The sequence below is a fragment of the Acetobacter aceti NBRC 14818 genome, from assembly GCF_000193495.2.
GTDB classification, from domain to species: Bacteria; Pseudomonadota; Alphaproteobacteria; order Acetobacterales; family Acetobacteraceae; genus Acetobacter; species Acetobacter aceti.
The window spans coordinates 1,405,868-1,429,016 of the sequence record NZ_AP023410.1; the positions used below are offsets into that span (position 1 = coordinate 1,405,868).

16 protein-coding genes and 4 pseudogenes are annotated in these 23,149 nt (G+C 56.9%); 11 read left to right on the forward strand and 9 right to left on the reverse strand.

Going from position 1 to position 23,149, the window contains the following annotated elements; translation table 11 throughout:
* Positions 1–16: 16 nt before the first annotated feature.
* The 3 genes from sufB to EMQ_RS06355 form a co-directional block, all read right to left on the reverse strand.
* A complete protein-coding gene (sufB, locus tag EMQ_RS06345) occupies positions 17–1,507 on the reverse strand; it encodes a Fe-S cluster assembly protein SufB (RefSeq protein WP_010665704.1) in 1,491 nt (496 codons plus the stop codon).
* A 6-nt stretch (positions 1,508–1,513) separates the two neighbouring features.
* The gene (locus EMQ_RS06350; RefSeq protein WP_031941398.1) at positions 1,514–2,011 is read right to left on the reverse strand and encodes an SUF system Fe-S cluster assembly regulator; all 498 of its coding nucleotides are present in this window, start codon (positions 2,009–2,011) and stop codon (positions 1,514–1,516) included.
* A 285-nt stretch (positions 2,012–2,296) separates the two neighbouring features.
* Positions 2,297–5,197 carry a phosphoenolpyruvate carboxylase gene (locus tag EMQ_RS06355; RefSeq protein WP_010667546.1) on the reverse strand — a complete coding sequence of 967 codons (2,901 nt, stop codon included), beginning with the start codon at positions 5,195–5,197 and terminating at the stop codon, positions 2,297–2,299.
* Positions 5,198–5,270: 73 nt separating this feature from the next.
* On the opposite strand from EMQ_RS06355, the gene EMQ_RS06360 reads away from it, so the two are divergent.
* The gene (locus tag EMQ_RS06360; RefSeq protein ID WP_010667547.1) at positions 5,271–6,614 is read left to right on the forward strand and encodes a DUF445 domain-containing protein; all 1,344 of its coding nucleotides are present in this window, start codon (positions 5,271–5,273) and stop codon (positions 6,612–6,614) included.
* A gap of 205 nt (positions 6,615–6,819) precedes the next feature.
* Positions 6,820–7,143, forward strand: a complete 324-nt coding sequence (locus EMQ_RS06365) for a hypothetical protein (RefSeq protein WP_010667548.1) — start codon at positions 6,820–6,822, stop codon at positions 7,141–7,143.
* A gap of 125 nt (positions 7,144–7,268) precedes the next feature.
* Here EMQ_RS06365 and EMQ_RS06370 read toward each other — a convergent pair whose 3' ends face one another.
* A complete protein-coding gene (locus tag EMQ_RS06370) occupies positions 7,269–7,877 on the reverse strand; it encodes a TetR/AcrR family transcriptional regulator (RefSeq protein WP_010667549.1) in 609 nt (202 codons plus the stop codon).
* 99 nt (positions 7,878–7,976) lie between these two features.
* On the opposite strand from EMQ_RS06370, the gene EMQ_RS06375 reads away from it, so the two are divergent.
* On the forward strand, positions 7,977–9,383 hold the full coding sequence (locus EMQ_RS06375; protein ID WP_010667550.1) for a coniferyl aldehyde dehydrogenase: 1,407 nt from the start codon (positions 7,977–7,979) through the stop codon (positions 9,381–9,383).
* A 90-nt stretch (positions 9,384–9,473) separates the two neighbouring features.
* Here EMQ_RS06375 and hemA read toward each other — a convergent pair whose 3' ends face one another.
* Together hemA and EMQ_RS06385 are read right to left on the reverse strand one after the other, a co-directional pair.
* Entirely contained in the window at positions 9,474–10,742 is a 1,269-nt protein-coding gene (hemA, locus tag EMQ_RS06380) for a 5-aminolevulinate synthase (protein WP_010667551.1), read from the reverse strand.
* A 265-nt stretch (positions 10,743–11,007) separates the two neighbouring features.
* The gene (locus EMQ_RS06385) at positions 11,008–11,535 is read right to left on the reverse strand and encodes a hypothetical protein (protein ID WP_010667552.1); all 528 of its coding nucleotides are present in this window, start codon (positions 11,533–11,535) and stop codon (positions 11,008–11,010) included.
* 185 nt (positions 11,536–11,720) lie between these two features.
* Between EMQ_RS06385 and EMQ_RS06390 the strand changes: the two genes are divergently transcribed.
* The 5 genes and pseudogenes from EMQ_RS06390 to EMQ_RS06410 form a co-directional block, all read left to right on the forward strand.
* Positions 11,721–13,706 carry a transketolase-like TK C-terminal-containing protein gene (locus tag EMQ_RS06390; protein WP_010667553.1) on the forward strand — a complete coding sequence of 662 codons (1,986 nt, stop codon included), beginning with the start codon at positions 11,721–11,723 and terminating at the stop codon, positions 13,704–13,706.
* A gap of 28 nt (positions 13,707–13,734) precedes the next feature.
* Positions 13,735–14,757 (forward strand): type I glyceraldehyde-3-phosphate dehydrogenase, encoded by a 1,023-nt coding sequence (gene gap / locus EMQ_RS06395; RefSeq protein WP_010667554.1) that lies wholly within the window; start codon positions 13,735–13,737, stop codon positions 14,755–14,757.
* Positions 14,758–14,870: 113 nt separating this feature from the next.
* A complete protein-coding gene (locus EMQ_RS06400) occupies positions 14,871–16,094 on the forward strand; it encodes a phosphoglycerate kinase (RefSeq protein WP_010667555.1) in 1,224 nt (407 codons plus the stop codon).
* Positions 16,095–16,129: 35 nt separating this feature from the next.
* The gene (locus EMQ_RS06405; RefSeq protein WP_010667556.1) at positions 16,130–16,345 is read left to right on the forward strand and encodes a hypothetical protein; all 216 of its coding nucleotides are present in this window, start codon (positions 16,130–16,132) and stop codon (positions 16,343–16,345) included.
* An 849-nt stretch (positions 16,346–17,194) separates the two neighbouring features.
* Positions 17,195–17,314: pseudogene (locus tag EMQ_RS06410) on the forward strand (transposase); the annotation flags it as partial.
* A 412-nt stretch (positions 17,315–17,726) separates the two neighbouring features.
* Here the strand turns inward: EMQ_RS06410 and EMQ_RS06415 are convergent.
* The 3 genes and pseudogenes from EMQ_RS06415 to EMQ_RS17380 all read right to left on the reverse strand — a co-directional run.
* The gene (locus EMQ_RS06415; protein ID WP_158320009.1) at positions 17,727–18,818 is read right to left on the reverse strand and encodes an acyltransferase family protein; all 1,092 of its coding nucleotides are present in this window, start codon (positions 18,816–18,818) and stop codon (positions 17,727–17,729) included.
* Positions 18,819–19,222: 404 nt separating this feature from the next.
* A pseudogene (locus EMQ_RS06420) lies at positions 19,223–19,872 on the reverse strand (IS5 family transposase).
* 105 nt (positions 19,873–19,977) lie between these two features.
* Positions 19,978–20,123: pseudogene (locus tag EMQ_RS17380) on the reverse strand (IS5/IS1182 family transposase); the annotation flags it as partial.
* A 172-nt stretch (positions 20,124–20,295) separates the two neighbouring features.
* Here EMQ_RS17380 and EMQ_RS17455 point away from each other — a divergent pair.
* From EMQ_RS17455 to EMQ_RS06435, 3 genes and pseudogenes are all read left to right on the forward strand, one after another.
* Positions 20,296–20,752: pseudogene (locus EMQ_RS17455) on the forward strand (neutral zinc metallopeptidase); the annotation flags it as partial.
* 269 nt (positions 20,753–21,021) lie between these two features.
* Entirely contained in the window at positions 21,022–21,729 is a 708-nt protein-coding gene (locus tag EMQ_RS06430; protein ID WP_010666954.1) for a response regulator transcription factor, read from the forward strand.
* A gap of 91 nt (positions 21,730–21,820) precedes the next feature.
* The gene (locus EMQ_RS06435) at positions 21,821–23,146 is read left to right on the forward strand and encodes a sensor histidine kinase (protein ID WP_373278059.1); all 1,326 of its coding nucleotides are present in this window, start codon (positions 21,821–21,823) and stop codon (positions 23,144–23,146) included.
* Positions 23,147–23,149 lie beyond the last annotated feature (3 nt).

Below are 23,149 nucleotides of genomic sequence, written 5' to 3' on the forward strand. Positions count from 1 at the left end.
ATTCCTCTCCGCACGTTCAGCCAACGCTGCCTTCAAGACTGATCTGCAACAGCTTCTGCGCTTCCACGGCAAACTCCATGGGAAGCTCCTTAAGAACTTCTTTGCAGAAACCATTGACGATCAGACCAACGGCATCTTCCTGAGAAAGACCGCGCTGACGGCAGTAGAACATCTGGTCTTCGGAAATCTTCGACGTGGTGGCTTCATGTTCCACACGCGCCGTCATGTTCCGGCTTTCGATATAAGGCACAGTGTGCGCGCCGCACTGATCGCCGATCAGCAGACTGTCGCACTGGGTAAAGTTCCGCGCACCAGACGCTTTCGGCATGATCTTCACCTGCCCGCGATAGGTGCTGTCAGACTTTCCGGCGCTGATCGTCTTGGCGATGATCGTCGAACGGCTGTTCCGGCCCAGATGGATCATCTTGGTGCCTGTGTCGGCCTGCTGGTGATTGTTGGTCACCGCCACCGAATAGAACTCACCCACGGACTCCTCGCCCTGCAAAATGCAGGATGGATATTTCCATGTAATGGCCGAACCGGTTTCCACCTGCGTCCATGAAATCTTGGCGCGCGCACCACGGCAGGCGCCACGTTTGGTGACGAAGTTGTAGATGCCGCCACGTCCATTCTCGTCGCCCGGATACCAATTCTGCACCGTGCTGTATTTTATGGACGAGTCTTCCATCGCCACCAGCTCAACGACCGCCGCGTGAAGCTGGTTCTCGTCACGCATCGGTGCAGTGCAGCCTTCAAGGTAGGAGACGGAAGCGCCGTCTTCGACAACGATCAGTGTCCGCTCGAACTGGCCCGTGTTTTTGGCATTGATACGGAAATAGGTGGACAGCTCCATCGGGCAGCGCACGCCCTTCGGCACGAACACGAACGAGCCGTCCGTAAACACTGCCGAGTTCAGGGCTGCATAAAAATTGTCGGCAACCGGCACAACGCTGCCGAGATACTGTTTCACCAGATCCGGATAGTCGCGGATCGCCTCCGAAATCGGGCAAAAGATCACGCCTGCTTCAGACAGTGTCTTGCGGAAGGTCGTAGCCACGGACACGCTGTCGAACACGGCGTCCACCGCCACCGGCAGACGGGCTTCCTCGCCCTCCGGCACTTCCACGCCCGCCAGCATCGCCTGCTCGTGCAGCGGAATGCCCAGCTTCTCGTAGGTCCGCAGCAGTTCTGGATCGACTTCTTCCAGAGACTTCGGGCCGTCCTTCTTCTTCGGGGCGGCATAATAATGCACGTCCTGATAGTCGATCGGCGGATGCGTGACCTTCGCCCAGGTCGGCTCTTTCATCTTCAGCCAGGAGCGATAGGCCGCGAGACGCCATTCCAGCATCCATTCCGGCTCTTCCTTGCGGGTCGAGATCAGGCGGATGATGTCTTCGTTCAGGCCTTTCGGCGCGACATCCATCTCGATGTCGGTCTCAAAGCCCCATTCATAGGAGGACTTGCCGAGCTTCTCGACCTGTTCACGGGTTTCTGTAACGGCTGGCATGACCCACTATCCTCCAAACGTCCCGGCCGTTGCGGCCGTCACCTTATTGCCTTGCGGCGCAGTGCCTGCGGACACCGTCTCATCTGATCGTCTGCGACCCGGTGCATTGCTCATCTCGGCCATCCGGGCGATGGAAATGCCGGACAGCGTGTCGCGGATGGCGTCATTCACTACATCCCAACTGCCGTAAAGAGTGCAGTCACCATTGTCGCACCCAGCCCCGCCAGTGACGCATGCCGTCAATGAAATCGGCCCATCCACAGCGGTGATAACCCGTGCTATGGAGATTTCTTCCGGTTTCAGGGCCAACCGGTAACCGCCACGTGCGCCCCGCTGCGAGACGAGCAGGCCGTCAGAGGCCAGCGCCTTGAGCACCTTAGCCACAGTCGGTTCCGGCACGCCGGTCTCGACCGCAAGGGCCGGTGACGTGACAACGCCATCGTGCCGTCCGAGGTTAACGAGGGTCAGAACAGCGTAATCCGCCAGTTTCGACAGCCTGAGCATGGTTTCCGTCCGTTGCGGCGGAGCTTCCGCCATTGAGGACCAAAACGGTCCTGTTTAAGGACAGATGGAACGCCGCAAGCCCGGCGTCAAGCTCAAAGCCTCGTGAGAGATCACAGCAGAGCGCAATGCTGCACCCTGCCATGAGTAATACCCGGCCAACCCGTCAGATCTCTTTAATCAAAAAAGACCTAGGGGCTCCGCCCCATACCCCGCCAAAGGCTTGCCTTTGGAAACCGTTTGTCGGCAATCAACCTGCAAGGTCGTTGCCGCACAAAGGGCCGTCTATCAGCCGAACGCCCCGATCCCGTGCATGAGCGCCACGCTGATTTCGCGCATCATCTGGAACATCTCCTGCATCGGCAGGAAGATCTCGTCATGTTCCTGACTGTAGGAATTATCCACCTGCGGCCCGGCCGGTTCATGGAAATTGTAATCCAGCTTGGAGCCGCCCCGTGGGAAGATCGCGTCCAGCTCCCGCAGAACCGATGGGATTTCCAGACACAGAATCCGCCGCATCATCACATCGCGGGTGAAATTCCCGCGCGGCATGAAGAACGGAATCTGGGTCGCCAGCACCCAGATCTTTTCGATCAGGGCGATGCGGATGGCGTGCAGCAGTTTTTCAGCCGGGTGAATGGTCGGAGCCTCCGGCCAGACCGCCCGCAAAGCCAGATGATCCTCCTGAATCCGCCGGAACATGGACTGCGTGTCCGCCCAGAAATCCAACTTCTCCAGATCGTGCATCACCGTGAGATACCGCTCACGCTTGCCTGAACGAGGCTCGGCGGTCGCCCGATCCAGCCAGTAGCCCGGGTCGAGAAGCCAGATCACGCTGCGCAGCACCTGATCATCCGAATGCGCCAGAGCGTGCGCTGCGAAGTCGAGTGCCCGACGGAAACGGGCGCTGCCTTCCCGGAACGTCTCGAAAGTCTCCGGATGACGCCGCGCCGCCGACCCCAATCCCTGAATGGTATTGGCGCACCAGCCGAGCTGCTGGAGAATGGCGTTGTTCGGAATGGCCCGAAGCTGGCTCGGATGCGTGATGCGCGGGGTCGCCCCGCCGCCTTCGCTCTGGCGTGCTGCCGGACGTGAGCCGGTCTTGTCGATCAGGGACGGACCAAACGCCCCGAGCACATCGGCGTAACCGGGGTCTGCGACCAGACCGGTCATCGCATCAGCAATCGTGGAGAAGAAATCCGACGAAAAGTCAGGCTCGTCATAGACCGGATCGTCATGACGACGGGCGGGTTCGAACGTGTGCTCCGCGATGGTGACGACACTCGCCGCCGCCAGTTCGGGCGTGCCGAACAGCAGGTAACCATCACCGCCCTGAAACGCGCTTTCCTCGCGGTATTTCACACCGCGCTCGGCGAACTTCGCCCGCACATGCATGGGCGAAAGATAGGCGAACCGGTCGGACAGGCGGAACGGATGCCCCCCTCGCCCCACGCTTTCTCCGTGCGTGTCGAACAGCACGACCTCGACATCTTCCAGATCCCAGACATGCAGCAGATCGAGGATTTTCAGACGCAGCCGTTCGATCAGATAGGTCGCGGCAAGCTGTCCGACATAACGACCGGAATCGGAGTAGCCGAACTGGAGGCAGAGCCGCCCGGTCTTGCGGAGATAGTCCCGCCAGTGAGGGGAACGCAGCGCCTCCTCAATGATATGCGCCCCACCCATCAGGGCTTCGCGCGTCTCGAACAGCGGCGAAATCTCGATCTTGTCGTCGATCCCGAAATGCTTGGCGAGCCAGAGAGCCGCCAGCAACGTGTAACCGCTCTCCGTCTCGGCGATCAGGAAGCGGACCAGCGTCGTCGAATCGATATGCTTGACGATCTGGGCGACCGTCATCATCAGTTTGGCGGCGGAGGCCTGCTCAACCAGCAGCGCGCCGAAATCGACCGGCACGGCCGAGACATTTTCCAGCGCCTCATTGATATGAGCCAGCAGCGCGCGGCGGTGGGCCGGGTCCGCCGGATCATCTGTGAAACGCAGGCGCTGACGGATCACGTTATGAAGCTGCGTGGCGTTCAGGCGCGTATGGCTGTGCGACGCCGACATGCCGTGCGCAAAGAATCCTGCCCGAGCAACGGCGACCGAGAGAGCGGCCTCCGGAGAGGCTGTGTCGATGGCGTCCTGCAGCGCATCACCCAGTACCGCAGGATCGAGAATGGCGTCTTCCTTGTGGTCCACAATGAGGGTGGCGAACTCTACCGTCGCTTCCGGATCGGCGCTTTTGGGACAGGCCGCAATCTGGGCCTCAACCGTGTAACAGGCGCGGGAAAGGCGACTCAGGAGTGTGGACGCCTCGACACTTGAATCGGCAATCTGCTGCCGAAGCCGCTGCAACTGGAACAGCTTCATCTTCAGGCGCAGGCGGAGCGTGTCCCACCAGCCGATATCCGTGCGTCCGTCCGTGTCATATCCAACCCAGCTCGTCATGATGATCGGGCGGGGAATGACGGTGGACCAGGCGTCCGGCCACGCCTCACGTGCCGCCCCGAGCAGTTCCACATTCAGTCTGTCGAGCGCGTCGCGTCCCCGCAGGATCGCCGCTGAGGCAAGCGTAAACTCTTCCTCCAGCGTGGGAGGCGCCTTCCGGCGATGCGTCAGCAGATCCGGTGCGGTATCCTGCGGCTCCGGGGCGGATGCGTAGCCTGCGAGCGCCGCGTACACTTCGTTCGCAACGGCAAAAGTCGGGTGCGCCGTGAAAACGGCCGCATACTGGGTGCGCTCAAGTTCACTCCGAAAACAGGCCAACGCCTCCGTGGCTGTGCGCGGTGAAGCCTCAGCCCCTTCGCTGCCGCTCGTCCGACCGAACGCCGTGTCCAGAACCTGCCGGACGACCCCCTTCAGCCGGTCTTCCGTGACAGACGCGCTCGTGCCCCCCGGATAGCGATGCAACCGTGTCGCCCGCCGCAGGAAAGCGTCGTCACGCAGATGCCTGATGACCGTCTGCAGATCGGCGAGGGACGCCTTGTCCTGTTCCAGCAGCGTGGAGACACGCCAGGCTGTCGACAGGACATCATTGCCGGTCACCTCTGCAGGGGGCTGGCTGTATTCGTCTCCTTCTTCCGCTCCGTCATAAAGCTGTCCCATCGCCAGAATGGCGCGGGCACCGGCAGAAAGGGCGTCACTTTTCGCGATCAGCGGAGAACCGGAAGACGAATGCGCAGCAGCCATTGAAACTTCTCTCTGACATAAGGAGGACGGACATGATCGACAGGACGATACGATACAGCAACCTTATCGGAGCATGTCAGAGCGCATTTGGGAAGAGCGTCATGCCAATGCTATTAACCTCGTGATGAGCATGCAGACACACCCGGATGATGAAGCCCACCGCACTCTGGCTCGCCAGAAACGGGCGGCGACAGGGCTTCTGGCCATGATGGCCGGTCTGACGACAGCAGGCTATCTTGCGCCTGCATACGGCCTTCTTCACGACAGCCTGTGGCTCGGCACGCTGCGGGCGGGCGCCAAGGCAGGTGTTGTCGGCGGACTGGCTGACTGGTTCGCCGTCACGGCGCTGTTCCGCCATCCGCTCGGCCTGCCGATCCCGCACACGGCTATCATCCCGGCACAGAAGGAGCGGCTTGGCCTCGCGCTTGGACGGTTTGTCACCACACAGGTCTTTACGGAAGAAGAAATCGACCGCGTTCTCTCCAAGGTCGATCTGCCCGGCTTTGTCGCCAACATCCTGTCCGACCCGGCGACGGCGAACACGCTGACCAGCAGCCTGATGGGAGCGGTGCCCCAGATGCTGGAACGGCTGGAGGATGGTCGGGCGAGCGCGGCTATTGGAAAGAGCCTCCCTCTTCTGCTTGGCGGCAGCAATCTCAGTCCGGTCATTGCGCGTGGTCTGCGGTCCCTTGTGGACGGCAACCAGCATCAGGAAGTGCTCAGTTTCCTTCTGCGGCAACTCAAATCGGGACTACAGGCCAAGGAACCCGCACTGCGCGCCATGATCGAGACCCGTGTACGCGAGCAGGGCGGCAGACTGGTTGGATGGGCGATCGGCGGGTCCATCGCCAACAAGGTTCTGGCGGCGGCCAGTGAAGAACTTGACCGGATCAACCCGGAAGATTCAGCCATCCGCGAAGGCTTCACGGAATGGGTGCGCAGCGAAATTGACCGGATCGAAACGGACCCTGGCCGTTCCGAGGAGATTTCCCACACACTGCGGTCTGTCTTCTCCCATGAATCCATGGTGGGATGGGGCGTCGACATCTGGGCGCGCATGAAGCGCATGATCGAGGTGGACATCACACGTGATGACGGCTGGACTTCCACACTGGTCCGCGAGACGCTGAGCCGCATGGCGATTCAGGCGCGGGAAGATCCCGCCATGCGTCAGCGCATCGAGGAGGCGGCGCGCAAAGGTATTACGCGGTCCCTGCCCTATCTGCGGGAGCATCTGACGAAATTCATCGCCACCGTGGTAGGCAACTGGGATGCCAATGTCGTGTCCGAGAAGCTGGAACTGCGGGTCGGCAGGGATCTTCAGTATGTGCGGGTCAATGGCACACTGGTCGGCTTTGGAGTGGGCGCGATTCTGTCCCTGCTTCTCTCGCTTGTTTTCGGGATCAACGGGCAATAAGCCCCGCATGGCTGCGGACGGAGGGCAAGCAACACCTGCACGGAGCGGGAAGCTGCTCTGCCGCCCTGAAAATACCTTTAAAAGTTCTTGTCGTGAGTACTCCCCTCGTTTGTAATCCGGTGTATCTCAAGGAGAGAGAGACAGTGGCAACATCTGTCTTGATGAAGGCCCCCATCGGGCCAGATAAACTCATAAGGATACCGTCATGCGGTTCTTCGCTTCAAAGGCCCTTCTCGCTGCAACTCTGATGATCGGAGCGCCAGCTCTGGTCGTGTCGGCAGCTCAGCCTGCTGCTGCCCGTTCTCACCATAAGCACCACAAGTCCGCTTCCAAGACGGCGAAGACGACTGCAGAAAAGGCTGAAAAGTCCACGGATGCAGGAACGTCTGACCTGAACGCCAAGAGCCTGTCCGCTGCCCAGCAGGACAAGGTGCCGGCTATCGGTGCAACGGCTCCGACCGCGCCGGCTGTTCCTTCCGTTCCGGCTGTTCCCGCAGTGCCGGCTGTTCCGGCTCCTGCTGCGAACTGATCTGTCTCAAGGCAGACAAAAGGGTGCCGGGCTCTCGCTCGGCACCCTTTTTCTATGATTGCAACGATTGAAAACCGACGCCGACAGATATCGGCACGCAGCCTGATGCCGGAACAGGATTTCGTTTATTTCTCGCGACAGAGTCCTTCCATCAGCACGTTTAATGCAGCCTGCACCGGCTCTTTCCCGACCTTTTCTTCAAGAAGCTGACCGCTGATCGCCAGCATGGCCAGACCATGCACCTGCGCCCAGCAGGCCGCCGCCTGTGCGCTGAGCGCGACCGGCTGGAAGCTGCCATCGCGCTGCCCTTCTTCCAGCAGGCGCAGAAGGATACCGAACGTGCCCATGGCTGCGTCATGCAGTGCCGGGTCGGCACTCTTGTCGGCGTCGGCGCTGAACATCAGCCGATAAAGACCGGGATTCTTCAGCGCGAAATCAATGCAGGCTTCAGCGCCAGCCACGAACTTTTCGCGTACGGACGCGCTCTCCGACGACAGGGCAACCGTCATGACCTCCCCTAGCCTGACGAAACCGATCCGGGCCAACTCCCGCAACAGCATCTCCCGATCACGGAAATGCTTGTAGGGAGCCGCGTGACTGACACCGGTGCGCCGCGCCACTTCCCGCAGCGTAAAGGTCCAGTTCTGGTCTGCTGCCAGCATGGCGAGCGCCGTTTCGGTCAGCGCCCGACGCAGATCACCGTGGTGATAAGGACGGTCTTTCGTTTCACTCATTCGTGAGGCCTATGTTTACACAAGAAACTTTATTGACACCAATACGTCATGCTCCATAGTCTGCCAACATAAGTTTCTCCTGTAAACATGGAGGACGTGATGTCCGATGCTACCTCCGCCGATCTGTCCCGTATCCTCGATCGCCAGCGCACCGCGTTCGTGCGCAACGGACCACCAGGAAAGGTGCAACGCCGGGCCGATCTGCGTCGTCTGAAAGCCGAAATCCTCAAGCGGCGTGCACAGATCGTGCACGCCCTGAATACCGATTTCGGCCAGCGGTCGGAGCGGGAAAGCGCCATTGTGGAACTGATTCCGCTGGTGCAGTCGATCAATTACATGATCGCGCATCTGGGTCACTGGATGAAACCGGAACGCCGCCATGTATCGGCCTATTTCCAGTGCGGAAGCGCATGGGTGATCCGGCAGCCGGTGGGCGTCGTGGGCATTATCGCGCCGTGGAACTACCCGCTCTCTCTGGCGCTGGTGCCGCTGGCGACAGCAATTGCGGCAGGCAACCGCGCCATGCTCAAACCCTCGGAACTCACACCGGCTACGTCCGCAGTCATCAGCCAGATCGTGCAGTCTGTCTTTGCGCCGTCGCAGGTTGCCGTCGTCACCGGCGACGCCGAAGTGGGGGCGGCGTTCTCGTCCCTGCCGTTCGACCATATCCTGTTCACCGGCAGTACGGCAGTCGGCAAAAAGGTCGCCGAGGCAGCCGCACACAATCTGACCCCGGTCACGCTGGAACTGGGCGGCAAGTCCCCTGTGGTCATTGACGCCGGATATTCCCTGCAACGGGCCGCAAACCGGATCGCCTTTGGCAAGCTGACCAATGCCGGACAGACCTGCGTCGCGCCGGATTATGTGCTGATCCACGAGGGCGAGCAGGAGGCTTTCGCCACAGCCTATCAGGAAGCGGTCCAAAAGCTGCATCCGGGTGGTTATGCCGGATCACCCGATTACACCGCCATTCTCAACCAGCATCATTACAAGCGGCTGAGTGGTCTGGTCAGCGATGCCCAAACGCAGGGCGCTCGTGTGATCCATCTGGGCACAAACTCAGACGACGATCATGTCCTCGCGCCCGTTCTTCTACTGAACGTCACCCCTCAGATGGCGGTCATGCAGGAAGAGATTTTTGGGCCCGTCCTGCCTGTTCTGACCTACAGAACGCTCGATGAAGCGATTGCCTTCATCAACGCCCGTCCCCGGCCTCTGGCCCTGTATTACTTTGGAGAAAAACGCGCTGAACGAGACAGACTTCTGAGCCACACAATCTCAGGAAATGTCACAATCAACGGCACATTGATGCATTACGCTCAGGACGATCTGCCATTTGGCGGCGTCGGCGACAGCGGCATCGGAGCCTATCATGGAAAGGAAGGCTTTCTGGCGCTGACGCATCCTCGCGGCATTTACAAACAGGGGCGTCTCAATGCGGCGACGCTGCTGCAGCCGCCGTTTGGCAAGCTGACGGACATCATCACCAGGTTCATTCTCCGCTGAACGGAAACAGATCCTGCGCATCGATGTCCGATTTTACGAAAGACTGTATGCCCCGCCGCGCACGGGGCACCTGATCCGAAGCGCCGGTTTTCAGGCCGCTTCGGTCAGCGCAGGCTCTTTGGTAAAGGCCGCAAGCGGGACTTCCGCGAACAGCGTTTTCAGTGCTGTCACCATCTCGTCCATCATCTCGTCCGTATGGAACGGTCCCGGCGTCAGACGCAGCCTTTCCGTTCCCTGCGGCACCGTCGGATAGTTGATGGGCGTCGCATACAGCCCGTATTCGTTCAGAAGCCGCTTGCTGATGACCTTGCATCGCTCGGCATTGCCAACCGGCACAGGCACGATATGGCTGGGCGTCATGGTGAATTCCACACCCGCCGCCCGCATCTTGGCACGGAAGGTATTCACCCGCTCGAACATCTTCTCACGCCGCCAGTTCTGGGCACGCACCATCTTCACGCTCGCCAGCGCCGCCGCAACGACTGAAGGCGGAAGCGACGTTGTGAAGATGAAGCCGGAGGCCGTGGAGCGCAGGTAATCGACGATCTGGCTGGAGGCTGTGATATAACCGCCATGCACGCCAAAGCCCTTGGCCAGCGTGCCTTCGATGATGTCCACCTGATCGGCCACGCCGTCGCGCTGGGTGACACCGCCGCCCTGCTCGCCGTAGAGACCGACAGCATGGACCTCGTCGATATAGGTCAGGGCGTTGTATTTACGGGCCAGAGCGCAGGTGCCAGCGATATCCGAAATATCGCCATCCATGGAATAGACGCTCTCGAACGCGATCAGCTTGGGCGCATCGGCAGGAGCAGCCGCCAGCCTTGCTTCAAGATCAGCAAGATCGTTGTGTTCGTAAATGACGGTCGTGGAGCCGCGCGCGCCCTTGATCCCGGCGATCATGGACGCATGATTCAAGCGATCGGAAAAGCAGATCCAACCCGGCATGGAGGTGAGGATTGTCTGGAGACTGGCCTGATTGGACACATAGCCCGACCCGAACAGGAGGCCGGCTTCCTTGCCGTGAAGCGCTGCCAGTTCGGCTTCCAGCGCCTTATGGAGAGGGCTGGTGCCAGCAATGTTGCGTGTGCCGCCGGCTCCGGCACCGTGTTCGCGGATGGCGCTGATTGCGGCCTCGCAAACTTCGGGCTCCACGCCCATGCCGAGATAATCGTTTGAAGACCAGACCACCACTTCCCGGCTGATATCGCTTTCCGGCAGCGCTTCCTCATAGACCGGATACCGTTCGGCATCGCGCGCCAGTGGGGTGAAAGTCCGGTATCGTCCCTGTTTTCTGATACCGGCGAGCGCCTCGTCACAAAAATCGTAAAACGGGTGTCTCGCGTTACGAATCGTCACCCTGCCCCACTCCTGCTTCTGGACAGTCCGCCCGAAGCGGACCTTAGCTTAACTTTTACGGCGCTCTGCCGGCCTGATGTCTACAACAGGTATCCGAACGCCTGTCAGAAACCCTCTTCCGTCCTCGCGGACTGAAGATAAATCCCTTGCTGACGAAGACGGCCGTGCCTGCGACTCTGGCCCTGTTTCCGTTCCGAACATACTTTGTGAAACAGAGCATATTCAGATTGCCGACGCATGAAGACCATGTGCCGGTCGGAATCATTCAACGAACATATACTCGTATGGTGGGCTGCGTCACTGTCGAATCCGGCATGGCGGACATCTCCACCTGTGCGGGAGAGGCTCCGGCGGCAACGATTGCATCGGTCACCGCCTGCGCATCGGACGACACCAGACGGGACAGGGCTGTGCGAGTCGCGTCCGGATTTGCCCCCGGTGGCGCAACTGCCTGCACCTGAAACAGGATGTTGGGCTTGCGATCCAGAGCCTTCCTGACGACCGCACGCACCGGCCCGCCCCATTCCTGCTCCGGCGTTCCGGCCACGAGCTGAATCAGCGGTGGAATGGGCGGCGGCCCCGGCGGCGGTGGCGGGATATAGACTTTGGGCGGTCTGGACGCGCGGGGATTGAAGGTGCGCTGGTCCAGCAGACCACATCCGTCGAGAGCCAGCACGGCCGCCCCCATGAGGCCACCACGCAGGACAGCCCTTCGGTGCGGATAAAAGGAAGGCGTGGGGCCCTGCAAACGCGGAACGGGCGCCTTGCTGGCGGAAGAGGAATCAGACGGCATGGTTCAGACGGTCGCAGGAAGTTGGGTGTGGAGCAAGCTGCGTGCATACCGCTCCTGTGTCATGAGCGAAATCCTTCACGCAGGAATACTTGCGGGAAAACAGGCCCGACACTTAATTATAACGACAACTGACGCTCGCTTCCCGATCCTATTTCCACGTCATTTGCAGTCTGGACAGACCCTGGATGGCTCGCAAGCCACACCTTCCCACATTTTCAGATGACCCTCTGACCTTTGCCCAAGAGGCCCGCGCAGCAGCGCTCCGAGCCGAGGGCGTGACCGCCACGGCCATTCAGGACATTCCGCATCCGTTCTGGCTCGTCTCCGCCCTTCTCTGGCAGCAGGCTGTCCGATTTGATCCCCAAAGTCCGCTCTGGCCGGATCGGGACCGTTTTTTTGTCTCCTCGACCCGCCTGCTTCCCCTGCGTAATGCATTCCTCAATCTCGTCTCGACCTCCGCGCCTTCCAACGCCGCGACAGAACTGTTCGGGCTGGCGGGAGCCCTTCCGGGACAGGCCATCGCCGCCGCCTGCGGCATGACGCTGGCCGAAAAAATTCTTGCCGGACGCTTCGGACGCTCTCTTGTCGACCATCGCACATGGCTGCTGGCCCTGCCGGGAGACCTTGAAACCGGCGTGGCGCTGGAAGCTGCGGCTCTTGCCGACCGGTTTCATCTGGATCGTCTGACCATCATTGTCGCGTCAGCCACTTCCGCGCCTGAAGAGAAGGCGGACCTTTCTCTGGCTGTGGACAGGATTGAAGCCTCCGGCTGGAGCATCCGACGGCTCGACGGCGATGACGCCGCTGCCATCGCACAGGTTCTCGCCGCCACGCCCAGAGCCCGGAAACCCCGCCTTGTTCTGTGTGAAACCTCGGGCAAAACACTACCTTCGCCTCCTGAAGCGACCAATGCCACGCCGACAACCGGTTCTTCCGATGCAGGTCGACGCAGTTCTGTCCAGCGGTCGTGGCTACGCAGACTGATCCGTCACCCGCTACGAGCCGAATTCGAACGCACACTCGAACGCCGCGCCCCGGCCCGTCTTGAAGATGATTTTCTGCGCCATGCGTGTGAGGCTCCACCCGTAAAACATGACGATGATGGACCGGACATCACCCTTCTCCGCTCGGGCGTGAAGGCCCGGGAACGACTCGCTGATCTACTTCCCGAGTTTGTCTCCCTGTCCGCAGAACACGCACCCAAAGGCGCTGGCATCTCTTCCGGCGAGGCTGATATTTTCGTCTGCGGCCCCCGTGAGCCGGCGATGGTCGGCTTCATGAACGGGCTGGCGCTGCATGGGAGCATACTACCCTGCGGCACAGCCAATCTCTCGTCTGCGGATCGCATGCGCCCAGCCCTGCGGTTCGCCGCCCTGTCGCGGGAACGGCTCCTTTTCGTGCTCATCGAGGATGACCCCGAAGCCTCCGCCTGCCCACCGTGGCAGCAGGTTGAACAGCTCGCCAGCCTGCGCGCCATGCCCAATCTGGCGCTGTTCCGCCCAGCAGATTCGCAGGAAGTCGCGGCAGCGTGGCTGGCCGCCCTGTCATGGCGACACGGTCCCGCCGTCATTGTCCTTGCCCGACACGCCCGACAGGGGCCTTCAGCCAGCAATCCAGACACACTTCCAGCGTCCGCTGACATTGCCGTGCCATCCATACGCAAAACCGAACAGGGCGGTTATGTGCTGTGTGAGGCGAAAGGCGGCTCCAGCTTCCGCGCCGTCACCCTGATTGCATCCGGTCCTGAGGTGGCTCTGGCTCTTCAGGCGCAGCATAGACTTGAGAGTGAAGGTATTCTCGCTGCGGTGGTGTCGCTGCCCTGCTGGGAGCTATTCGAAAAACAGAGCAGCGCCTATCGCAAGACCGTTCTGGGACAGTGTCCGCGTGTAGCGATCGAGGCAGCTTCCGGGTTCGGGTGGGAGCGCTGGCTCGGGGACACAGGAATTTTCATCGGAAGTGAGGAATTCGGAGTAGCATCCGGGTTCGACCCGTTATACCAGAGTTCTGGCCTTACGCCGGATGTCGTCTGCACGCGTGTCCGCGCCCTTCTGGGTGTGGAGCGGAAGCAGGAGGCCCGTGCGCGTATGGAAACCCAGAAACGCGGAGGGGACCCGCGACTACGCCCGTCCCCCATCGTAAAGTCCAACCAGCGCCCCGTTGCGGGGCGATAAAAAGAAGAACAAGACGGAGACAGAGCAGATGGCAGTCAAAATCGCGATCAACGGGTTCGGTCGCATCGGTCGCCTCGTCCTGCGCGGCATCATTGAAAGCGGTCGGACAGACGTTGTGCCTACGGTCATCAACGATCTGGGCAGTGTCGAGGCCAACGCTCACCTCCTGTCCTACGACAGTGTGCACGGACGTTTCCCGGCTGAAGTGAAGGTGGACGGCAACAAGCTGCACATCACTGCAAATGGCCGCACATGGGATCCGATCACCGTGTCTTGCGAGCGTGACCCGTCCAAGGTTCCGCTTCAGGGCGTCGATGTCGCCATGGAATGCACGGGCCTGTTCACGTCCAAGGAAAAGGCTTCCCCGCTGCTCGCAGCCGGTGCGCGCAAGGTCATCATCTCCGCTCCGGGCGACGCCGTGGACGCGACCATCGTTTATGGCGTGAATCAGGACATCCTGACCTCCGACATGACGGTCATCTCCAACGCCTCATGCACGACGAACTGCCTTGCGCCCGTCGCCAAGGTTCTTGACGATGCGTTCGGCATCGTGCGCGGCTACATGGTGACGATCCACTCCTACACGGGCGATCAGCGCACGGTGGACACGCTGCACAAGGATCTGCGTCGCGCCCGCGCTGCCGGTCTGAACATGATCCCGACCTCAACGGGTGCTGCCCGCGCCGTCGGTCTGGTTCTGCCGCACCTGAAGGGCAAGCTGGATGGCACCGCCATCCGCGTCCCGACGGCGAACGTCTCGCTGGTGTCCCTCGACTTCGTGCCGAAAAACATTCCGGCATCCGTCGAAGCTGTGAACGAGGCCATCAAGAAGGCGTCCGAGTCCGGCCCGCTGAAAGGCGTTCTGGCCTACAACACGGCACCGCTGGTCAGCAGCGACTTCAACCATGCCCTCGCCTCCTCCACGTTCGACGCGACGCAGACCTCGCTTGTCGATGGCGGTCAGCTCGTCCGCATCTGCGCATGGTATGACAACGAATGGGGCTTCTCGAACCGCATGTCCGATACGGCCGCGGTTTTCGGCGCACTCTGAGACTTTTCAGGCGGTCATCCTCGCTGGCATGACCGCCACCCCCGATCATGTTTCCCGGACGGTTTCTGCCCGAACGGGCTATACCGGCACGGGCGACTGGAAAGGCTAAAGCGATGGCTACCCTCTCCTACAATACGCTCGACTCTCTTGACCCTCGCGGCAAGAAAATCCTCCTCCGTGCGGACCTCAACGTCCCTGTGCGTGATGGGGCTATCTCCGACCTGACCCGCATCGAACGACTGGCTCCGACCATCAAGGAACTGGCGGACAAGGGCGGACGCGTCATTGTCGTCAGTCACTTCGATCGCCCCAAGGGCAAGGTCGTTCCCGAGCTTTCGCTTGCCCCGGTTTCTGAGGCTCTGGCCAAGGTGCTGGGCAAGAAAGTGACCTTCGTTCCGGACTGCGTGGGCAAGATCGCGCAGGACGCGGTGGCAGCCATGCAGGATGGCGATGTCATCGTTCTGGAAAACACCCGTTTCTACGCCGGTGAGGAAAAGAACGATCCGGAAATGGCGAAGAGCCTCGCCGCTCTGGCTGACGTTTACGTCAACGACGCTTTCTCTGCGGCTCACCGTGCTCATGCTTCCACAGAGGGTGTGGCGCACCACCTCCCCTCCTTCGCTGGTCGCCTGATGGAGATCGAGCTTAGCGCGCTGGAAACCGCGCTGGAGAACCCGGAACGTCCGGTCGGTGCGATTGTCGGTGGCGCGAAGGTTTCGACCAAGCTCGACCTGCTCAACAATCTGATCGAGAAAGTCGACATGCTGGCGGTTGGTGGGGCCATGGCCAACACCTTCCTTGCGGCTCAAGGTTATCCGGTCGGCAAGTCTCTCAAGGAAGAGGACATGCTGGATACGGCCCGTGAGATCATGGCCAACGCGAAAGCGCGGGGCTGCGATCTGGTTCTGCCGGTCGATGTGATCGTTGCTTCCGACTTCATGGCGGGAGCACCGACGGAGACAGTCGATGCCACAGCCATTCCAGCGGACTGGATGGCGATGGATATTGGGCCGAAAACCACGGCGCTTCTGATTGAAAAGCTTTCCGGCCTGAAAACGCTGGTGTGGAACGGTCCGCTGGGTGTGTTTGAACTGCCTCCCTTCGATGAAGGCACCAATGCAGTCGCGCAGGCTGCAGCGAAGCTGACCCAAGCCGGCAAGCTGAAGACAGTTGCTGGTGGAGGCGACACGGTTTCCGCTCTCCGTCATGCCGGTGTGCTGCATAAAATGAGCTATGTCTCGACAGCTGGCGGCGCGTTCCTTGAGTGGCTGGAAGGCAAGATTCTTCCGGGTGTCATCGCTCTTGGCGAAGCAGGTCACGAGGTCGCTCCCCTTTAAGAAACTCTTAATTGGCGTCAGAGTAATCTGACGCCATGATTTCGACCGATCTCATCTCGATCCTGTCTCGACCTGGCGATCGCAGCACGGCGTCTCGTGCCGGACGGCGGCGCAGCGTTGAGTCGACTGATCTGGATGAGACTGACGGCTCTTCACCCCGCCGCGCCCGTGGATTGATGGGCGATCTGGACCTTGATGGTCCGATGCCCGTTTTCCGGCGTCGCGGGTATTATCTTGACCTTCTGATCTGACGTTTCCGTCTTGTAGGGGACCGGGCACTGCGTTACACAAACAGCGTGTGTCCGCGTAGCTCAGCAGGATAGAGCACAGGATTCCTAGATAATTGGGCGCCATGAGAGGAAACCGCATGGTGGATCTGCTCAAATTCGGGGAACGCTTGGTCTTCTTCAGGCCATGCCGATCCCGAGCCAAGCCCGGAGTTTTTCGGGAAGGTGTAGAGACTGGACGGGCAGCACCTACAGATCCGCAAGGATCCAGGGTGAAGGGACAGTCCAGACCACGAACGTCGTCCTGTGTGGCGACGGCGGCGAAAGTCGAAGTGGTATGAATCCTGGGGCCGTGGGTTCGAATCCCGCCGCGGACACCATAAAAACGGTTTTTATCCAATAAAATAAACAACCATCATCTTCGTGTTGCTTCTTGTCCGGCTCGGCGTTCCAAAGCAACAATTTCCATGCGTCGTTTCTCGGCAAGTAAATCAGTTATATTCCCCCACTTTCCTGATCCGATGTGTTCCATGTCCACAGTGTGTCACTCTGTGTATAGCACCCGCTCGTCGAGCGGTGAGGGGGCAGCATCCACGTCTCGTGTACTGCCTCATGCCGTGCCAGTTTCCTCTCAGTGTGAAAAAGCGGTCTCAGAGCGGGACGGATACGGTCCGGGATAGTCAGTCAGGCTGATCGTGCATTGTCACACTCAAGGTTTAGATTCACGACCAGTTTTGCCGCAAAGCAACGTTCCGGGTGGGGCATATTGGATTTTCGGAGAGTTGAAGCCCACGAACAGCATCGGGAAAGACTACCCACACAAAACTTTATATAATCTCCACACCTTCAGGCGTCATGAAGGTCATGTCGACGGGTATGGCTGCCGATAACCATCTACCCGTTGAGGCTTTACTGTATCGCTATCATGCCGACATCCCGTGGCGTAACCTTCCTAGCCGTTTCGGAGAATGGAAAAATGTGCACAGACGTCACATCAATGAGGTGAAAGCTTTGTGAATGAAAGGATTTTTCATTATCTGCCAGCAGGTCTCGCCAACGGATACATGGTGATCGACATCCCGGTTATCCGGGAGCATCAGCATAGCGCGACACTTTAAAAAAGGGGAAGAGTCACTTTTGAAAAATAAGGCTCCGGTCGTTTTGACAAAAAGTAGCATAACCGGAAACAGACTTCATTTTTTACAGAAAAGGAAATCCTGTCGAGAAACTCTTCAATAAACTTGAAAAATATCGAGCCGTCGCGATGCGATACGATCAATTCAAATCCACCTTATCCTGCCATCACCATTGCGTCTCAATCATCATCAGAATTAACTGGCAGCATAGTCAAAAAAAAGCGCATGAATTTTATCCAAAAAAATATTTAATATAATCTACAATAAATTTATAAATTATTTACACCAATATTATCTGAAATTTTAATACCACGGTATGATTTTTGAGAAAAAACCCGATCAAGACGTCTAATTTTTTTCTGCCATGGCTGTTCAATAAAATAATACGAAAGACATGAGACGATAAGCAAGATGATAAAAATTATCATTGGCCTTAATACAGTATGATGACCATTCCATACATCTCCAATCATAAACAGGAATGATCTATGCCAGAGATAGATAGCATATGACCAAACACCTAGATAATAAATAGGAGTCCATGACACAATACGAGACAGGTAATTTCTTTCATTCGTCAATGTAACAAGACATGAAGAAAAAAGAAAAACAGAAACAATATCCATTCCACTCACAAAAAGAGAGGCAAACGTTACAGATTGAATTATTACGGATATAAGTTTTGAATGAAAAAATCCATATTCTGAGAAAGTTATTCTATAGCAGATCATACCAAGGAGAAATTCGGCAAAACAACGCATTAACGGAAGAGCACTGTGAGGATCAAATATATCAAGCGGTCCCTTTCGTTGGATCCCACTATTCTCACCAATTTTAATTATTAATACAAGAATAAAAAATGATACAAATGGAACAATCCTATGCATTTTTAATGCTGGAAAAAAAATAAAAGGAAAAATAAAGTATACAGCCCACTCCACACTGACAGACCATGAAGCACCGTTGATTGACTCTCCAATCCCCCATGTCTGAATCATCATGAAATTAGCCAACCACACAACAACCGGAAATGTCTTTCCCTCGATAAAATACGTAAGAATTCCAGTCACTATTAAGGTGACAATATAAAGAGGCCATAAACGAGCAATACGCCTGATCATCAGACTAAAATAGTCTGACACTTCCCATCGTTTTTCAAAAAGATGCCCATATGACATAGACATTACCAATCCGCTAAGAATAAAGAAAAGATCTACAGCCAAATATCCATGAAGCAAAAATGTTCCAATATAGCCGGAAACACGATGGTTTCCGGCCAACCATGTATGATATGCAACAATCCAGCATGCTGCTATTCCACGAATTCCCGTGAGAGATTTAATCTCTTTTTTGGTATCCATATTGCTTTGCTCTGTATCAGGAATTACTTGATCGCAGAAACCAGATATAGTCGAAAGTGAACATGAATCCCATTCCATAAAACTTATAAATTGATAATATTTCCTTATTAATTGTATTATAAACAGAAACCATATATCTATATTCCAAACACCAATTTCATAATAAGAATATTTTTAAAATTTATTACCGCGTCACAAAATAAGATAATCTCAGGTTCCTTTTTGCCAACCCGAAGATAACAGTTTCTGAAAGGAAAACAGGTTGACAGCCTCTTCAATGATCACTCACCTATCGTTTCATCAGAAATATTATAATGAAATATCCCACTTGATTTCAGAATCCATTTTGGAAAATAGCATGACATAATTCAACTTCGGAGCATGGATAACCTAAGATTCAGAACTCATTCTTTAAGATAGAAGATGAAGCTTGCGTCGATGTGGATAGTGAACATGAAAGTATGAACGCAGCGGTCATATCGTGTTGCCACGCGCCGCCAGTCCTTGAGCTTTGCGAACATGTTTCGATGAGATGGCGCTTTTTATACAGATGCCAGTTGTAAGGCGACTTTGATTTCCAGTTCTTCTTCGACGGGATACAGGCCGTGATATTCCGTCCTGCGAGAAACTGCCTGAGTTTATTGCTATCATACCTCCATGACCTCTTCTGTCTCACCGGGAAGAGCCGCCAGCAGCACATCCGCGCCTTTGAAGTCGCTGACCATCACACACGGGATGGAGTTTTGAGTTCAGGCCGCCTTTTGTCCGTCCGATATGGCAGGAAAAAGCTCCTTTTTGAGCAAAGACGCTGCCGTTCTGTGCGCCTTGAGGTGTGTCGCATCAATCATCAGGTGGCGAAAATCCGGTCAAAGATACCGAGATGGCTCCAGCGAATAAAACGATTGCATAAAGTCTTGTGCGGACCATGCTCTTTCTGTGCGTCTTTCCACTGAAGGCCGTTACGGATGACGTAAACAATCCCGCCCAGAACACGACGGTCATCTACCCGGGGTACACCATGTGCCAGAGAGAACGACAGCCTTTCCCGTGGCATCGACGACGGGTGGACCTTCGTGGTCAACCCGTCACGAGACCGTCTGACAGCCTGGGCCGCGCCCCTTTTTACAGGCGCCCGCGCTGTGCCAGACAGATCGCGTCAGGAAATGCCAGCGCGATAACAATACAGGACCGCTTCCACAAACAGACGATTATCCGCAACAGTCCCGCCGACACATGGCCTTCGCGGGCCGGGAGAAAATCCTTTATCCGCTCCCTCGGCCTGTCGCTCAGACCATGCCGGCGCATTCATCTACCTGAAAACAGAGAGAAAACATCGCAGATCAGGCAGAAGAACAAGCCTCATCATGCAGTTATGCGCAGACCGCGTCAGGTCCGTTCCTATTGCCCGGCTGATTAGAAAGTCTATCTCGACCTTGGTTTCCTTCAGAAACTTCAGGATCGTCCCGGCGCGGAAGGCGAGTTTACCCAGACTTACGTTGTGGCGCATGAGGTCGGTCATTATGCAGCAGATGAATCAACAGTTGGCGCAACTCAAAAGGGAGACAAGTGGTCATTCTGTCCGCTTGGACCTGCAGGCAGACCGCTCTGCTGGAGTATGGGTAAAGCATGCCTATGACACCAAACATATCCTTGAAGATGAGGACGTGGAGTCCGAGCTGAAACGGTGGATGACGACAGGTTCCAGAAAGAGACGCCGGGTTATGTTGTCTCGGACAGCTTTACACATGGCACCTCAGCCTAGCGTGTCACATGGTTCCGTCGTGGATCGAGTGCTGGTAATATCAGACAATGCGACACATTTTCTGCACCATCACTTTGAAAATCAGTCAACAGGCATGCGACGGGTGCAGATTAAGGCTTCTGTTTCTATGAGCTTTCGTCTTGAAGGGAGACAAGAAAACTCTCTGTTATGAAAGAGCGATTATCTGTCTACGCTCAACGTGCAGACCAGCCGCATGAGTGGACAATTTTTACAGGTTGAGGGTCTTTGTTCAGGTGTCGATCGTCTATTCAGACTGTTGATTTGCCATTGATGTGAAAACTGGAATTGATGGAGTGAAGCATCGAGAGCGCCTGCCTGCACAGGAATGGGATAACATGGAATGTACTGTCAGGATTGATTCTGAAAAGGATTTTAGTGGTCACGGCAGCATGTGCGGGGCATCGGTGAGGGATGACAGATATGACCATTACATCGCTTGATGGCGCCGAAGAGATCAGGGTTCTGCTTGTCGAGGACGATACTGACATTGCGCAAGAAATCTCGGCAGAACTGAAAAACCATGGTTTTTGCGTGACTTTGGCGGAGACGGGACGTGCTGGACTGGAGCAGGCGCTCACCTGTCCGTATCATGTTATGATTGTTGATCGTATGCTGCCTGAACTTGATGGGCTTTCCCTGATTGAGACGGTTCGACAGAAGGGGGGACGTACCCCCGTTCTTGTCCTGTCCGCACTTGGTGCAGTTGATGACAGGGTGAGTGGTCTCAAGGCGGGCGGGGATGACTATCTGACAAAACCGTTTGCGATGGTGGAGTTGATCGCCCGGATTGAAGCGCTTCTGCGACGTCCGGACGATACCCGTCAGACCGTTCTGCGTGTCGGCCCTCTTACGATGGATCTCATTGATCGTACGGTGAAGCGGGATGAGCGTGAAATCGACCTACTTCCCAGAGAATTCCGGCTTCTTGAATATCTGATGCGTCGTCCAGGACAGATTCTGACACGGGCGATGCTCCTTGAGGAAGTCTGGAACTATCGGTTTACACCGCAGACCAATCTGGTGGATGTGCATATCGGCAAATTACGTCGCAAGGTGGATGCGCCCGGCGAGCAGACGCTGATTCACAGTATTCGGGGGGCAGGGTTTACCCTTCAGTCTTCTGATTAGGAGCATTCTGCTGAAAAATTTTCTTCAGAGTGATCGGCTGGCTCTTTTTCGGACCGCACGCTTCAAGTTGGGACTGGCATTCGCGCTGGCAATGCTTGGCACTATCGTCGTGCAGTTCAGTCTGACCTACACGCAGATGACATCGTTCGAATTCCGTCGATCTGGTCAGGTGCTCAAGGGGGAAATGAAACTGCTCCTGGCGATGCCGCCAGAGCATCTTGAATATGTCATCCGCGAGCGCGCCACGGACGATTTGAGACTGGTCGTCAATGAGGCTGGAATTTTCACGGCATCTCATCAGCCGGTTGCAGGCGAGTTACGGTCATGGCCGGAGGGTCTGGTAGCGGATGGCAAGCTCCATAATATCGTGATGGAGCCGGAGGAGGGCAGTCCTTACACCTTGAGGTTTCTTGCGGCTGCGACGCCAGACGGACATATTGTGGTTCTTGGTCGTAGTCTGCATGTTCTGGATGAGCAGAAACTCATGCTCCGGCATGCATCACTCGTCACACTTGTCCCGATCGTCTTCTTTGCCCTTCTGGCAGGAACATGGCTGAGCCATAGGGCTCTGACCCGTGTGAAGGAGATGCATGAAGCTGTCGACCTCATCATGCAGGGAGACATTCACGAACGGCTGCCCGCAGGGACTCAACAGGATGAATTGCAGCGACTGGCTGGCAGCGTCAATCGGATGCTGGATCGGTTGGAACAACTCATGAGGGACATGCGGAGTGTGGGGGATGATATTGCCCATGATCTGCGCACACCTCTTGCCCGTGTTCGCGTAGGACTGGAAAGAGCTCTTTCGGGTCCTCAGGCTTTATCAGCGGAAACCCTGCGTGGCGTGATTGAACGTGCAATCGGCAATCTTGATCAATGCTTTTCCATTATTACAGCTTTATTGAGGCTGACAGAGATCGATAACAGCAAGGGGCGTGCAGCATTTGCCAGAATAGATCTGACTGCGCTTGTATACGATATTGTCGATCTCTATGAGCCAATTGCAGAAAGTGAAGGCATTGAGTTTCAGACCCTGTGTCCAGAGAGCAAGATTTCTGTAAGTGGCGACAGAGATCTTTTGATCGAAATGCTGGGAAACCTTGTTGATAATGCAGTAAAATTCACGCCTTCTGGTGGGAGAGTCCGGATTTCTGTCAGTATGACCGGACATCATCCCTTTATCGCCGTCGAAGATACAGGCATCGGCATACAACCTGATGAGCGGCAGGCGGTTTTATCACGCTTTTACCGATCTGATAAAAGCAGGCATATCCCCGGCAGCGGTCTGGGATTGAGTCTGGTGGCTTCGATTTTGCGCCTGCATAATGCAGAATTGAAGATTCTCGATGCTCAGCCAGGCCTCCCTGAAAAAGGAGTCTGCTTTCTGGTTGTTTTTCCGGCTTCTGATTATGTGTAAAAC